Here is a 14,662-nt window from a genome sequence, read left to right on the forward strand (position 1 = left end):
GTCGTCCACGGGGCGGACAGCACCATCACCAACCGGAGGGGTTACACCTTTATGTGTGGAATTGTCGGTTACATCGGTAAGCGCGACGTGGCACCGCTGCTGCTCGAAGGCCTCCAGCGCCTCGAGTACCGCGGCTACGACTCCGCGGGCCTCGTCATCACCAGCCCCAAGTCCAACGGCCTGAAGATGGTCAAGGCCAAGGGCCGCGTCCGGGACCTCGAAGCCCGCGTCCCCAAGCGCTTCACCGGCACCACCGGCATCGCCCACACCCGCTGGGCCACCCACGGCGCCCCCAGCGACCACAACTCGCACCCCCACCTCGACCCCGAGAACAAGGTCGCCGTCGTCCACAACGGCATCGTCGACAACGCCGCCGAACTCCGCGCCAAGCTCGAGGCCGACGGCGTCGTCTTCGCCTCCGAGACCGACACCGAGGTCATCACCCACCTCATCGCCCGCTCCCAGGCCGACTCCCTCGAGGAGAAGGTCCGCGAGGCGCTCAAGGTCATCGAAGGCACCTACGGCATCGCCGTCATGCACGCCGACTTCAACGACCGCATCGTCGTCGCCCGCAACGGCTCCCCCGTCATCCTCGGCATCGGCGAGAAGGAGATGCTCGTCGCCTCCGACGTCGCCGCCCTCATCGCCCACACCCGCCAGGTCGTCACCCTCGACGACGGCGAGATGGCCACCCTCAAGGCCGACGACTTCCGCACCTACACCGTGGCCGGCGCCTCCACCACCGCCACCCCCGAGACCGTCGAGTGGGAAGCCGCCTCCTACGACATGGGCGGCCACGACACGTACATGCACAAGGAGATCTCCGAGCAGCCCGACGCCGTCGACCGCGTCCTGCGCGGCCGCATCGACGACCGCTTCTCCACCGTGCACCTCGGCGGCCTCAACCTCGACCCGCGCGAGGCCCGCACCATCCGCCGCATCAAGATCCTCGGCTGCGGCACCTCGTACCACGCCGGCATGATCGGCGCCTCCCTCATCGAAGGCATGGCCCGCATCCCCGCCGACGCCGAGCCCGCCTCCGAGTTCCGCTACCGCAACCCGGTCGTCGACCCCGACACCCTCTACATCGCCGTCTCGCAGTCCGGCGAGACGTACGACGTGCTCGCCGCGGTCCAGGAGCTCAAGCGCAAGGGCGCCCGCGTCCTCGGCGTCGTCAACGTCGTCGGCTCCGCCATCGCCCGCGAGGCCGACGGCGGCGTCTACGTCCACGCCGGCCCCGAGGTCTGCGTCGTCTCCACCAAGTGCTTCACCAACACCGTCGTCGCCTTCGCGCTCCTCGCCCTCCACCTCGGCCGCATCCGCGACCTGTCCGTCACCGACGGCAAGCGGATCATCGAAGGCCTGCGCAAGCTCCCCGCCCAGATCGAGGAGATCCTCAAGACCGAGGACGAGATCAAGGAGCTCGCCAAGGAGTACGCCGGCGCCCAGTCGATGATGTTCATCGGCCGCGTCCGGGGCTACCCCGTCGCCCTGGAGGCCTCCCTGAAGCTCAAGGAGATCTCCTACATCCACGCCGAGGCCTACCCCGCCTCCGAGCTCAAGCACGGCCCGCTCGCCCTCATCGAGCCCGCCCTGCCCACCGTCGCGATCGTCCCCGACGACGACCTGCTGGAGAAGAACCGCGCCGCCCTCGAGGAGATCAAGGCCCGCTCCGGCCGCATCCTCGCCGTGGCCCACCAGCCCCAGGAGAAGGCCGACCACACCATCGTGGTCCCCAAGAACGAGGACGAGCTCGACCCCATCCTCATGGGCATCCCGCTCCAGCTGTTCGCCTACCACACGGCGCTCGCCATGGGCCGCGACATCGACAAGCCGCGGAACCTCGCCAAGTCCGTCACGGTCGAGTAGTCGCCGGGGCGGGGCCTGTCCCCCCGCCCCGCCCGCCGGGCCTGTCCCCCGGCGGATCGACCGGACACGGAACCGGCCCCCGCGCTTCCCAGGAGCGCGAGGGCCGGTTCCTCTTTCTTTTCTGGGCTCGGTTCGCCTCCGGGGCGCTTCGTGCGCCTGTCGACGGTCGATCGTGCTCGACCCGCTCGTACCTCACGGGCCTCCGCGCGTTCTCCCTTTCGACAGCCGCGCGCCCCTTCGGCTCACTCGCCGAGGTGCCGGGGGTGGCAGGCACCGCCCCCCGGGGTGGGCGCCCCGGGGGCGGGGCGCCCGCTCACGGCGTACGGGTCAGGCCGTGGCCGGGCCGCGGGAGGGGCGGCGGAGGGTGGTGGGCCAGCCGGCCAGGGTCGCCGTCGCGCCGTACCAGGCCGCCAGGCCCGCCACCGCGGCCACCCAGCCGCCCGCCTTCGCCAGACCCCCGCTGCCCGCCAGGCCCGCCACGCCCGACAGCAGCAGCGAGACGCACAGCAGCCCGTACACGCCCTGCCCGAACGGGCCGCTGCCCGAGGCCGCCGCCGTCAGCGAGAGGGCCAGCAGCGCCCACAGCAGCATGAAGACCCCCGCCGCCTCCGCCGGGACACCGCCGCCGACGGCCGTGCCCCAGGTGAACCAGAAGGCGCCCAGCGCCGCGAAGGCCGTGCCCTCACGGGTGCCGCCCGCGCGCAGCGCGAGTAGGCCGGCCAGGAAAAGAGCCACCCCGCCGACCCAGGTGGCGAGGCCCGCGGCATCCGCTGCCGCGACGTTGTCGATGACACCCGTACCGCCCAGGCCGAAGGCCAGGAGGGTCAGACCGAGTGCGAGGTGACCGAGGGTGGAGGTGGTGTTCCCCGCGGCGACGTCGTTGTCCACGGCGGGCTCCCTTCAGGTGTGCAGTTGTCGGGCTCGGGACACCGAGATCCCGTGACCTTTATCTACCCTTCACAAGGGCACAAATCACCTGAGGAAGGCCGAAACAATGGCCTGAACAAGGGAGTTGGGAGAGGCGCGAGGGCTACGGGATGACGATCACGGGCCGCTGCGCGCGCCGCGCCAGACGGCCGGCCACCGAGCCGAAGATCCGGCCGACGATCCCGTGCGTCGAGCCGACCACGATCGCGTCGGCCGAGTACTCGCGGCCGACCTCCTCCAGCTCGTGGCAGATGTCCCCGCCGCGCTCGACGAGGATCCAGGGGACCTCGGAGAGATAGTCGGCGCAGGCCAGCTCCAGACCGAGCACCTCGGTGCGGTGGTCCGGGACGTCCACGAAGACGGGGGGCTCGCAGCCCGCCCAGACCGTGGTCGGCAGCCGGTTGGCCACGTGCACGATGATCAGGCCGGAGCCGGAGCGCCGGGCCATGCCGATGGCGTAGGCCAGAGCGCGCTCACTGGACGTGGAGCCGTCGAAGCCGACGACCACCCCGTGCCGGAAGGCCGGGTCGCAGGAGTGGCGTGGCTGTTCCACCGCGAGGGGGTCGACCGTGGAGTCGGCGACGCGCTTGCGGTCCGCGGGTTCGAAGAATTCGTGACCGGCCATCGATGTCTCGGCGAAGAGGGTCCTCGTGGGAAGGGACGGTGAAGGGGGGAGGAACAACGGGTGGCGGCGGAGCTGTGTCCGGGAATCATCTTCCCAAGCCCATACCCCCAAGGGTACGGCGACACTCCTCTCCTGCACAGGGCCCGCCGTAGCACGCCCGGCTTGCGCGCCGCTTGAGGACGGCGTTCCAGGGAGCATGCACGAGCGGTTCGGCTTCTGGCAATGCCGGGTGGGTTCTACAAGCGTCCGTACGGGGGCCAAACGGACGTCGCTCACAGTGACCGGAGCGTTCCGCTCCTCGTTGCCACAGGTCCAGCCCACCGACGCAGGGAGACCGCCCGTGCCGCCCGTGCCCGTACCGTCGAGCCCCGCCAGGACGCCGGAGGCCGGCCGTCCCGCCGCGCCCCGGGGGCGCCGCCGGGCGGCGCGCGGGCCCGCTCCCGCCGACCGCGCGCAGGGGCCCGCCGGGGCTCCCGAGGGGTCGGCGGCGGCCGGTCCCGCCGACGAGCTGGTGCGCTGGGCCGTCTTCTGCTGTGTCCTGGTGCCGGTGGTCCTCGTCGTCTACGGCACCTCCCTCGGCGGGGCGGCCGGGGCGGCGCTGGGGCTCGTCTCGGTGACCGCGGTCTGCCGGCTGCTGCTGCGCCGCTCCGAGCGCGGTCCGCGGGCCGGGCGGGGGGCCCGTGACGGGGTCGCGGAGGGGGCCGGAAGCCGCCGGCGGAAACGGACGAACCCACCGAGTTGACAGGCTCGCACACCCGATCCCATCGGTTTTCAGCCAAGTTCCCCTTCTCGGCGATTCCTTGGCGGAACGGTCCTCCACCGGGGGCCCCGAGGAGCCCGAAAGCCCCGTCACAGGGGCCCGCACCCTCCGCGTACGGGGCGTTCGCCGCCGCGGCCCTTCCGCCCGGGGCCGCCGGGTGGAACGCTTCGCCATCGATCGCTTCGCGCCAAGTGGCCTTGTCGACAATCTGCCGGATGGAGAACTTGTCACGGCGGTGCCATGGGACGCAGTAGATTCGATCATGGGTACCGAAGACTGGGGCCTCGCGCAAAACCGAGGGGAAACGTGCAGGTGCGACACGACCAGGGAGACGCCAACACCGAGGGGGGCTTAGCCTGATGAGCCAGGACTCCGCCGTACCGGAGGTCGCACGGAAGCTGTCCGGGCGCCGCCGTCGCGAAGTCGTCGCGGTGCTGCTGTTCAGCGGCGGCCCCATCTTCGAGAGCTCCATCCCGCTCTCCGTGTTCGGCATCGACCGACAGGACGCGGGAGTCCCCCGCTACCGGCTGCTCGTCTGCGCCGGCGAGGAGGGCCCCCTGCGGACCACCGGTGGGCTCGAACTCACCGCTCCGTACGGCCTGGAGGCCATCGCCCGGGCGGGGACGGTCGTCGTCCCGGCCTGGCGGTCGATCACCTCCCCGCCGCCGCCGGAGGCACTGGAGGCGCTGCGCCGCGCCCATGAGGAAGGGGCCAGGATCGTCGGCCTGTGCACCGGCGCGTTCGTGCTCGCCGCGGCCGGTCTGCTCGACGGCCGCCCGGCGACCACGCACTGGATGTACGCGCCGACGCTGGCCAAGCGCTATCCGTCGGTCCACGTGGACCCGCGGGAGCTCTTCGTCGACGACGGTGACGTGCTCACCTCCGCCGGGACCGCGGCCGGGATCGACCTCTGTCTGCACATCGTGCGGTCCGACCACGGCACGGAGGCCGCGGGCGCCCTGGCGCGCCGGCTGGTCGTCCCGCCGCGGCGCAGCGGCGGGCAGGAGCGCTACCTCGACAGGTCTTTACCCGAGGAGATCGGCGCCGACCCGCTGGCCGAGGTCGTCGCCTGGGCGCTGGAGCACCTCCACGAGCAGTTCGACGTGGAGACGCTCGCCGCGCGGGCGTACATGTCCCGGCGGACCTTCGACCGCCGGTTCCGCTCGCTGACGGGGTCCGCCCCGCTCCAGTGGCTGATCACCCAGCGGGTGCTCCAGGCGCAGCGGCTCCTGGAGACCTCCGACTACTCGGTCGACGAGGTGGCGGGCCGGTGCGGCTTCCGTTCGCCGGTGGCCCTGCGCGGTCACTTCCGGCGGCAGCTCGGCTCCTCGCCGGCCGCCTACCGGGCCGCGTACCGGGCCAGGCGTCCGCAGGGTGAGCCCGCCACGGCGGTGCTCGACCCGGTGGTGCCCGCGCAGGTCGCCTCCGGCGTCCGGCGCCCGGGCGGCCCGATGGAGCCGGGCAAGCCGCAGTCGGACGTCTACGCCCCCGGCCGGGCCGCCCTGCCGGGACAGCGCAGCGCCCCGTAACACCGCCGCGGCGGCGGCACCGAGACCGGCGTGGCCACAAGCCGCGCGCCGCAGGGAACGACGGGCCCCCGGGGACACCTCCCCGGGGGCCCGTCGGCCTGCTCCCCCCGTGAGACGCCACGCCCCCTAAGGTGGGACACATGAACGATCGCATGGTGTGGATCGACTGCGAGATGACCGGGCTCTCGCTGACGGACGACGCACTCATCGAGGTGGCCGCGCTGGTCACCGACTCGGAACTGAACGTGCTCGGCGAAGGGGTGGACATCGTGATCCGCCCGCCCGACGCGGCCCTGGAGACCATGCCCGAGATCGTGCGCCGGATGCACACGTCCTCGGGGCTGCTGGACGCCCTGCCCGGCGGCACCACGCTCGCCGACGCCGAGGCCCAGGTGCTGGCGTACATCCGCGAGCACGTGAAGGAGCCCGGCAAGGCGCCGCTCTGCGGGAACTCGGTCTCCACGGACCGCGGCTTCCTCGCGCGGGACATGCCGGCGCTGGAGAGCCATCTGCACTACCGGATCGTCGATGTCTCCTCGGTCAAGGAGCTGGCCCGCCGCTGGTACCCGAGGGCGTACTTCAACAGTCCGGAGAAGAGCGGCAACCACCGCGCGCTCGCCGACATCCGCGAGTCCATCGCGGAGCTCCGCTACTACCGGGAGGCGGTCTTCGTGCCGCAGCCCGGACCCGACTCGGAGACCGCGAAGGAGATCGCGGCCCGCCACGTCGTACCCGGCGCGTGACCCCTCGCTCGCGCCCGTCGTCAATGCGGGCGCGAGCACCCTCCGGGACCCTGTAGACTTCTTCTCGGCCGGTCGGGGAAACCTTCGGGAAAACCGCCGGTCGTGGTGGGTATAGCTCAGCTGGTAGAGCACCTGGTTGTGGTCCAGGATGTCGCGGGTTCGAGTCCCGTTACTCACCCTGCAGGGCCGAGGCCCCGGTTCGGAAGAACCGGGGCCTCGGTCGTTTCCGCGTTCACGCTCCGCGGAGGTGAAGGGCGGTCAGCCCGTCGCGCACCGCGTGCCTCCCAGGGTGAAGGCGGTGGGCGCGGGGTTGGTGCCGGTCCAGGAGCCGGTGAAGCCGAAGGAGGCGGAGGCCCCGGCCGCGACGGTCCCGTTCCAGCCGGCGTTCCTCGCGGTGACGGCGGTGCCGGTCTGGGCGGCGGTCGCGTTCCACGCCTGGCCGACGGTCTGGCCCGCGCCGAAGGTCCAGCCGAGCGTCCAGCCGGTCCAGGGGGTGGTGGAGGTGTTGGTCAGGGTGACGTCGGCCTGGAAGCCGCCCTGCCACTGGTTCGTCACCGTGTACGCGACCTTGCAGGCGCCCGCCGGGGCGGGCGGGTCCGTGGGGCCGGGGCCAGGGGTCCCGCTCGTGTCGCCCTGGATGATGCCGCGCCCGTTGGTGGCGACGTACACCCGGCCGTACACGCGCGGGTCACCGGTGATGGTGGCGCCGGTCCAGCCCCACTGGTGGGCGTCGTCGTTGATCCGGACCCAGTGCGCGCCGGCGTCGGTGGAGCGGAAGATGCCGCGCACCCCGCCGATCTCCGCGCTGGTGTAGAGGGCCGGGTAGGAGGCCCCGGGGGCGGCCTTGCCGAAGCCGATCGCGTCGGCCTGCCCGACCCCGGCGACCCTGGCGAAGGTGGCGCCGCCGTCGGTGGAGTGCCAGAGGCCGTACGCGGCGTCGGGGGCGCCGCCGGCGAGCCAGACGTCGCCCTTCTTCCCCGGCAGGGCCTTGAAGCGGACGTCGCCCTTCGCGGGCAGGCCGGTGGCGCGGGCGGTGAAGGTGAGGCCGCCGTCGGTGGAGACGTAGAAGGTGCCGGCCTTGAAGCCGTAGAAGGTGTTCGGGTCCACGCGGTCCGATTCGACGGTGGCCCCGGCCGGGATGCCGGTGGACGCCGTCCAGGAGGCGCCCTGGCCGGTGGTGGTGTGGACACCGGCGGTGCCGTCCGGGCTCCAGACGAAGCGGCGGCCGTCGGCGGAGGCGGCGACCGTGCCGCCGCCGGTGACGCCCGCGGGCTCGCGTCCGGCGACCCAGTGCGCGCCGTTGTCGGTGGAGAAGGCGATCCGGGGGCCGCCGTCGAGGTGGCCGGAGCGGACGACCACGTCCGGGTCGGCCTCGGCGTGGTCGAGGCTCGTGGTGGAGGTGAAGGTGGGGGAGGTGAACATCATCGACGGGACCCGGTCGAGGTCGGTGTGGCGGAAGCCGCCGACGTCCCCGAGGGCGCTGATCAGGGGGGCACCGGACGCGGGCGCGATCAGGTCGAGGACGGCGGTCTCCTCCAGGCCCCGGACCATGGGCCGGATGGTGAAGGGGGTGTTCCGGTCCCACTTCGTGAGCTCGGTGGTGCCGTAGACCGTGGCGCCGGTGCCGTACATCATGCGGTCGGGGTCGAAGGGGTCGATCTCCAGGGCCTCGGTCATCCAGCCGAGCTTGGGCGTCTGCTCGGGCGGGGCCGGGGCGGCGCCCCAGGTGAGCCAGGGCACGGAGGACACGTCCATCGTGTACCGGTTGGCGCGGGTGGGATAGGAGCTGTAGTCCCAGGCCCGGGTCCAGGTGGCGCCGGAGTCGGTGGAGCGGAAGATCTGGGTGTCGGGCCACCAGGAGCTGTAGGCGGCGGTCATCAGGGTGCCGGGGTCGCTCCGGTCGACGGTCAGGCCGCTGAAGCCGTAGTGGGTGTCGGCCTCGGCGACGGGGCTGATGTCGGTCCAGGTGCCGGTGGCGGTGGCGTACCGCCAGACCTGGCCCTTGCCGCCGTCGTACGGACCGGCCCGGTCGCTGTAGGCGAGGTAGAGGTGGCCGGTCGCGGTGTCGAGGACGCCCTTGTGGGCGAGGAGTCCGGTGGGCTGGCCGGGCAGCCGGCTCCAGGTGGCGCCGGCGTCGGTGGAACGGTAGACCGCGTTGTCCTTGTCGCCGACGCCCGCGTAGATCGTCCTCGTGGCGGTGCCGGGGGTGCCGGTGGACTCGTCGAAGGTGATCCAGACGACGCCCTGCTGGTCGGAGTTGTAGCCGCTGGTGTCGGTGGGGTCCTGCCGGAAGCCGCCGGGGTTGGTGAAGGAGGTGACCTTCGCCCAGGTGGCGCCGGAGTCGGTGGAGCGCCAGAGACCGTGGCCGCTGGGCGCGCCGAGGTAGAGGACGCTGTTGCGGTGCGGGTCGATCGCGAGGCGCTCGCCCATGCCGCGGCCGGGCATGTTGCCGCCGAGCTTGAAGGGGAGGTCGGCGCGCCGCCAGGTGGCGCCGCGGTCGGCGGAGCGCAGGACGGCGCCGTTCCCGGGGTCCCAGTCGTTGGTGTAGGTGCCGACGGCGGCGTAGACGCGGTCGGGGTCGACGGAGTCGGTGGCGAGACCGACGACGCCGGTGTGGCCCCAGTCGTCCCAGCCGACGTGGTCCAGGAGCGGGATCCAGGAGGAGTCGGCCTGGTTCCAGCGGTAGGCGCCGCCGATGTCGGTGCGGGCGTAGACGAGGTTCTTCTCGGCCCGGTTGAAGACGATGCCGGGGACGAAGCCGCCGCCGTCGATCCGGACGTTCTTCCAGGTGTACGCCGGGGTCGCCGCCGTGGTGACGGGTGCGGGGGCGGCGGCGCGGGCGGGGGCCTCGGGTGCGGCGGTCGCGGGGAGCGCGCCGGCGAGGAGGCCCGCGGCCAGGGCGAGGCCGGCGAGCAGCCGGCGGGGGCCGGGTCGTGTTCTGCGCATGGGGATCCCGTCGAGGAAGGGGGTGGGAGCGGTGGGAGCGCTCCCACTATCGGCAGCGCGCCGGAACACGGTCAAGGTCCGTGAGCCGTCGAAGACGTTCGACGGGATTCGACCGGCCGGGTGGCCCTCCCGGGCCGGTTCCCCGGGCCCGGGCGCGCGGCCCGTTACGGTCGGGCCTCATGTGGAGGAGGAGCGGCACGTTCCGGCTGGCCGTGGGTCTGCTGGTCGCCACGGCCCTGGCGGCGGGCTGCGCCACCGACCCGCCAGGACCGGCCAGGGCCGGGGTGCGGCAGCCGGTGTCCGGGGAGGGGCGGCGGATCACGCTCACGGTGGGGGTGTTCGGCACCTTCGGTCTCCAGGAGGCCGGGCTCTACGACACGTACATGCGGCTCCACCCGGACGTCGCCGTCCGCCAGACCTCCCTCGCCCGCAACGACGTCTACTACCCGCAGCTGCTCACCCACCTCACGGCCGGTTCCGGTCTCGCCGACGTCCAGGCCGTCGAGGTCGGCAACATCGCCGAGGTCGTCGCCACCCAGGGCGGGCGGCTGGAGGAGCTCGGTACGGCGCCGGGGGTGGACCGGGCCGCGTTCCTGCCGTGGAAGTGGGCGCAGGCCACCGGGCCCGACGGCCGCACGCTGGGCCTCGGCACCGACATCGGCCCGCAGGCCGTGTGCTACCGCAAGGACCACTTCGCGCGGGCCGGACTGCCCACCGGGCGGGCCGAGGTCGGGCGGATGTGGGCCGGGGACTGGGGCAAGTACCTGGCGGCCGGGCGCCGCTTCGCCGCCCGCGCCCCGGAGGGCGTCGCGTTCACCGACTCCGCCTCCGGGGTGATGGCCGCGGTCACCGCCGGGGCGGCCCTGCGGTTCTACGACGGGCGGGGCCGGCTGGTGGTGGCGGACAACCCGGCCGTTCGCGAGGCCTGGGACCTGGCGGCCGTGTTCGCCCGGGAGGGGCTGACCGCCCGGCTCCAGCAGTTCACCCCCGACTGGGACCAGGCCTTCGCCCGGGGCGCGTTCGCGACGGTCGCCTGCCCGGCCTGGATGCTCGGCTACATCCAGGACAAGGCGGGGCCGGCGGGGCGGGGCCGCTGGGACGTGGCGGCGGCGCCCCGGCCGGGCAGCTGGGGCGGTTCCTTCCTCGTCGTCCCCTCCGCCGGGAAGCACCGGAAGGAGGCCGCCCGGCTCGCGGCCTGGCTGACCGCCCCCGCCCAGCAGGCCCGTCTCTTCGCGCGGCGCGGCAGCTTCCCGAGCGCCTCGGCCGCCTACGCCCTGCCGGAGGTCGCCGGGGCCCGGCATCCGTACTTCGGGGACGCTCCGGTCGGCGCGATCTTCGCCGCGGCGGCCCGGGGGGTGCCGCGCGCCCCCGTCGGCCCGAAGGACGCCCTGGTCGCGCAGATCCTCGCCGACACCGGGATGCTCCAGGTCGACCAGACCGGCCGGTCCCCCGCCTCGGCCTGGGACGCGGCGCTGCGGGCGATCGACAACGCCCTGGATCGGTGAGGCGGCCGTGACCGAGGTGAAGCCGCTCCCGCCGGCGGGGGTGACCACGGCGGGGACGGGGGTGTGGGCGGGGCCGCCGGCCGGGGACGGGACCGCGGGCACGGGAGCGGCCCGAGCCGTACCGGAGTCCGACCCTCCGGCCCTGCCCGTACGGGCGTGCGCCGGGCGGGCGGGCCGGGTGCGGGCCGCGCGCCGCCGGGCGACCACCGCGCGCCCGGGCTGGGCGCCGTACCTCCTCGTCGCGCCCTTCTTCCTCCTCTTCGGGGCCTTCGGGATCTTCCCCCTGCTCGCCACCGGGTGGACCTCGCTGCACCGGGTCGAGCTGACCGCGCCCGCCGAGGGCCGGTGGGCGGGCGCGCACAACTACACCCGGCTCCTCGGGGACGAGTACTTCTGGAACGCCCTCGGCAACACCGCCGCCATCGGACTCCTCGCCACCGTCCCCCAGCTGATCCTGGCGCTCGGCGTGGCGCACCTGCTCGACGCCCGGATGCGCGGGCGGGTCTTCTTCCGGGTCGTGGCGCTCGCCCCGTACGCCACCTCGGTGGCCGCGGCGACCCTGGTCTTCGCGCTCCTCTTCGGGCGGGACCAGGGGATGGTCAACTGGCTCCTCGGCCTGGCCGGTGCCGGACCGGTGGACTGGCAGAACGGGCCGTGGGCCGCGAAGTTCGCGGTGGCGTCGATCGTGATCTGGCGGTGGACCGGCTACAACGCCCTCATCTACCTGGCGGCGATGGGGACGATCCCGCGCGAGCTGTACGAGGCGGCGGCGCTGGACGGGGCCTCGCGGTGGCGGCAGTTCGTGCACGTGACCCTGCCGGGACTGCGGCCCGCGCTCCTCTTCACGGTGCTCGTGTCGGTGATCGGCGCGACCCAGCTGTTCGGCGAGCCGCTGCTGTTCAACAGCGGGGCCGGGGCCTCGGGCGGGGCCGACCGGCAGTACCAGACGCTGGGGCTCTATCTGTACGAGCAGGGCTGGGTGAACCTGCACCTCGGGCGGGCGGCGGCCATCGCCTGGGCCATGCTGCTGCTCCTGGTGGTCCTCTTCGGGGCCGCCCGGTGGGCCGGGCGGCGGCGGGAGGCGGCGCGGTGAGCCGGCCGGAACGGGCCGGGCCCGGGACGTACGCGCTGCTCGGGGTCCTCACCGCCGTCTCCCTCTTCCCGCTGCTGTGGACGGCGGTGGCCGCTTCGCGGACCAGCACGCGGCTGGCCGCCGCGCCGCCGCCGCTGTGGTTCGGGCGGAACCTGCTGCGGAACCTGGGGATCGCCTGGACCGAGGGCGGGCTCGGTGAGGCGATCGTCAACACGGCCGTGGTCGCCGGGGCCGTGGCGGCCGGCACGGTGCTGTTCTCGACCCTGGCGGGCTTCGCCTTCGCGCACCTGCGCTTCCGCTTCCGGGGCGCCCTGCTGTTCCTGGTGGGGGCGACGATGCTGATCCCGCCGCAGCTCGGCGTCGTACCGCTCTATCTGCTCGTGGCGCGGCTGCGCTGGACCGACGGCCTCCAGGCGGTGATCCTGCCGGCGCTGGTCTCCGCCTTCGGGGTGTTCTTCATGCGCCAGCACCTGCGGCGGGCGCTGCCGCGCGAACTCCTGGAGGCGGCGCGGGTCGACGGGGCGGGGACGGTCCGGGTGCTGTGGCACCTGGTGCTGCCCGCGGCGCGCCCGGCGGCGGCGGTCCTCGGGATGCTGTCCTTCGTGGCGGCGTGGAACGACTTCTTCTGGCCGGTCCTGGTCCTGACGCAGACCGGGAACCCGACGGTGCAGGTGGCACTGACGGGCCTCGGGCGCGGGCACGTGCCGGACCAGTCGGTGGTGATGGCGGGGGCGCTGCTGGGGACCCTGCCGCTGCTGGTGGTCCTGGCGGTGTTCGGGCGGCAGATCGTGGGCGGGGTGATGCGGGGCGCGGTGAAGGGTTAGGGCCTCCTTCGGGGGTCCGGAACCGCTCACCCGAACGGGCGCGGGGATGATCCACTTCCCCGGGCCCCCTGTTAGCTTCCCCTTATGCCCGAGATCTCCTCATCCGCCCCCTTCGCGGGTGCGCTCCCCCGGCCCAAGTGAGGCCGCATGGGAGTCCTGCGCGACCACCCCGAACTCGCCCTCTTCCTCTGCCTGGCCGCCGGTCATCTGCTCGGCAGGCTCCGGGTCGGCCCGCTCACGCTCGGCGGCATCTGCGGCACCCTGATCGTCGCCCTGCTGCTCGGCGCCTGGACGAAGGTCACCGTCTCCGACGACGTGAAGACGATCTTCTTCGCGCTGTTCATCTTCGCGCTCGGCTACATGGCGGGCCCGCAGTTCTTCGCCCACCTCAACCGGGGGAGCCTGCGGTTCTTCACCCTCTGCCTCATCGAGGTGGTCTGCGTCGTCGGCATCGCCCTCGGCCTCGCCAAGGCCTTCGACCTGGACGTCGGCACCGCCTCCGGCATCCTCGCCGGAGCCGCCACCGAGTCGGCGGTCGTCGGTACGGCCACGGAGGCGATCGGCAAGCTCTCCGACCTGACGCAGCAGCAGATCACCCAGTACCAGGGCCATGTGGCCACCGCGTACACCGTCTGCTACCTGTTCGGCCTCATCACCATCGTGATCTACACCAGCCAGGTCATGCCGATGATGCTGCGGATCAACCTCCGCGACGCCTCCCGGGAGCTGTGGGAGAAGATGCGCGGGTCCGGCGGCGGGCTCGAGGCCGACGAGCGCGAGGCGCTGCCGGGCCTGGTCGGCCGTACGTTCCTCGTCACCCACGCGGACGGGACGACCGTCGCCGATCTGGAGCACCGGCTCGGCGGCCGGGTCACCGTGGAGGCGGTCAAGCGGGGCAGCAAGGTTCTCACCCCTCCCCCGCCCGGCTTCACGCTGACCCTGTCCGACCTGGTGCTCACCGTCGGCCGGCGCTCCCACATCATCGAGGCGGGCCGGATCATCGGCCCGGAGACCCCGGCCGTCCCCGGTCTCGACACCCCGCTCGCCACCACCCAGGTCTCCCTGACCGACAAGGCCGCGGTCGGCACGTCGATCGACACCCTCACCCGGGAGCACCCCGAGTTCGCCTCCGGGGGCGTGTACGTGACGGACGTCCTGCGCGGCGACCAGAACCTGCCGGCCACCCCCGAGACGGTCCTGCACCGGGGGGACGTCCTCACCCTGGTCGGTTCCCGCTCGGGCCTCGGCAAGCTGGCGGCGAAGATCGGGGCGACCGTCAGGAACGACGCCACCGACTTCATCTACCTGGGGCTCGGCATCGCCTGCGGCTCGCTCCTCGGCCAGGTCGTCGTCCGCTTCGGGGACGTCCCCCTGTCGCTCGGCACCGGCGGCGGCTGCCTCGTCTCCGGCCTCCTCTTCGGCTGGTTCCGCTCCCGCACGCAGACCTTCGGCGCCTTCCCCCCGCAGGCCGCGACCACCCTGAAGGACATGGGCCTCGCCGTCTTCATCGCCTGTACGGGCCTGGTGTCCGGCCCGCAGGCCTGGCCGCTGCTCAAGCAGTACGGCGCGCTGCTGCCGTTCGCGGGGATCGCGATGGTCCTCCTCCCGGCCACCGTCTCGCTGATCGTCGGCCGCAAGCTGCTCAAGATCGAGAAGCCCCTGCTGATCGGCGCCATCGCGGGCCAGCAGTGCTCCACCCCGGCGATCACCTCCGTCACGCAGGTCGCCCAGAGCTCCGTCCCGATGCTCGGCTACACGATCACGTACACGCTCTCGAACTTCCTGCTCCCGCTGACCGGTCCGCTGCTCGTCGGCGTCCTCGGAGCGTGAGAGGACCGCCA

11 protein-coding genes and 1 tRNA gene are annotated in these 14,662 nt (G+C 73.2%); 9 read left to right on the forward strand and 3 right to left on the reverse strand.

Features of this window, described 5'->3' with window-relative positions; all coding sequences use genetic code 11:
• Nucleotides 1–51 precede the first annotated feature (51 nt).
• A complete protein-coding gene (glmS, locus tag ABTY40_RS02295; protein WP_309050210.1) occupies nt 52–1,869 on the forward strand; it encodes a glutamine--fructose-6-phosphate transaminase (isomerizing) in 1,818 nt (605 codons plus the stop codon).
• 327 nt (nt 1,870–2,196) lie between these two features.
• On the opposite strand, the gene ABTY40_RS02300 is transcribed toward glmS, so the two are convergent.
• Together ABTY40_RS02300 and ABTY40_RS02305 are read right to left on the reverse strand one after the other, a co-directional pair.
• Nucleotides 2,197–2,757 carry a GPR1/FUN34/YaaH family transporter gene (locus tag ABTY40_RS02300; protein WP_352057757.1) on the reverse strand — a complete coding sequence of 187 codons (561 nt, stop codon included), beginning with the start codon at nt 2,755–2,757 and terminating at the stop codon, nt 2,197–2,199.
• Between the two features lie 142 nt (nt 2,758–2,899).
• Complete coding sequence (locus ABTY40_RS02305; protein ID WP_345281631.1) at nt 2,900–3,421, reverse strand: universal stress protein; 522 nt, start codon at nt 3,419–3,421, stop codon at nt 2,900–2,902.
• A gap of 340 nt (nt 3,422–3,761) precedes the next feature.
• Here ABTY40_RS02305 and ABTY40_RS02310 point away from each other — a divergent pair, with 340 nt between their 5' ends.
• The 4 genes from ABTY40_RS02310 (at nt 3,762) to ABTY40_RS02325 (ending at nt 6,631) form a co-directional block, all read left to right on the forward strand.
• Nucleotides 3,762–4,163: a hypothetical protein gene (locus tag ABTY40_RS02310; protein ID WP_352057758.1), complete on the forward strand. Its 402-nt coding sequence runs from the start codon at nt 3,762–3,764 to the stop codon at nt 4,161–4,163.
• A gap of 377 nt (nt 4,164–4,540) precedes the next feature.
• Nucleotides 4,541–5,710, forward strand: coding sequence for a helix-turn-helix domain-containing protein (locus ABTY40_RS02315; protein WP_345281635.1), 1,170 nt, complete (start codon nt 4,541–4,543; stop codon nt 5,708–5,710).
• A gap of 140 nt (nt 5,711–5,850) precedes the next feature.
• On the forward strand, nt 5,851–6,453 hold the full coding sequence (gene orn, locus ABTY40_RS02320) for an oligoribonuclease (RefSeq protein ID WP_352057759.1): 603 nt from the start codon (nt 5,851–5,853) through the stop codon (nt 6,451–6,453).
• 105 nt (nt 6,454–6,558) lie between these two features.
• Nucleotides 6,559–6,631, forward strand: a tRNA-His gene (locus ABTY40_RS02325).
• Between the two features lie 80 nt (nt 6,632–6,711).
• Here the strand turns inward: ABTY40_RS02325 and ABTY40_RS02330 are convergent.
• Complete coding sequence (locus tag ABTY40_RS02330) at nt 6,712–9,399, reverse strand: cellulose binding domain-containing protein (RefSeq protein WP_352057760.1); 2,688 nt, start codon at nt 9,397–9,399, stop codon at nt 6,712–6,714.
• 179 nt (nt 9,400–9,578) lie between these two features.
• On the opposite strand from ABTY40_RS02330, the gene ABTY40_RS02335 reads away from it, so the two are divergent.
• The 4 genes from ABTY40_RS02335 to aspT all read left to right on the forward strand — a co-directional run bounded on the left by ABTY40_RS02335 (nt 9,579) and on the right by aspT (nt 14,651).
• Nucleotides 9,579–10,904 carry an ABC transporter substrate-binding protein gene (locus ABTY40_RS02335; RefSeq protein WP_352057761.1) on the forward strand — a complete coding sequence of 442 codons (1,326 nt, stop codon included), beginning with the start codon at nt 9,579–9,581 and terminating at the stop codon, nt 10,902–10,904.
• A gap of 61 nt (nt 10,905–10,965) precedes the next feature.
• Nucleotides 10,966–11,997, forward strand: a complete 1,032-nt coding sequence (locus ABTY40_RS02340; protein WP_502990470.1) for a carbohydrate ABC transporter permease — start codon at nt 10,966–10,968, stop codon at nt 11,995–11,997.
• Nucleotides 11,964–12,821 carry a carbohydrate ABC transporter permease gene (locus tag ABTY40_RS02345; RefSeq protein WP_502990462.1) on the forward strand — a complete coding sequence of 286 codons (858 nt, stop codon included), beginning with the start codon at nt 11,964–11,966 and terminating at the stop codon, nt 12,819–12,821. Before ABTY40_RS02340 ends, ABTY40_RS02345 begins: the two co-directional genes overlap by 34 nt.
• 147 nt (nt 12,822–12,968) lie before the next feature.
• Nucleotides 12,969–14,651: an aspartate-alanine antiporter gene (gene aspT, locus ABTY40_RS02350; protein ID WP_352057763.1), complete on the forward strand. Its 1,683-nt coding sequence runs from the start codon at nt 12,969–12,971 to the stop codon at nt 14,649–14,651.
• Nucleotides 14,652–14,662 lie beyond the last annotated feature (11 nt).

The organism is Streptomyces sp. NPDC126503, from assembly GCF_040302405.1.
In the GTDB taxonomy this organism is placed as follows: domain Bacteria; phylum Actinomycetota; class Actinomycetes; order Streptomycetales; family Streptomycetaceae; genus Streptomyces; species Streptomyces gulbargensis.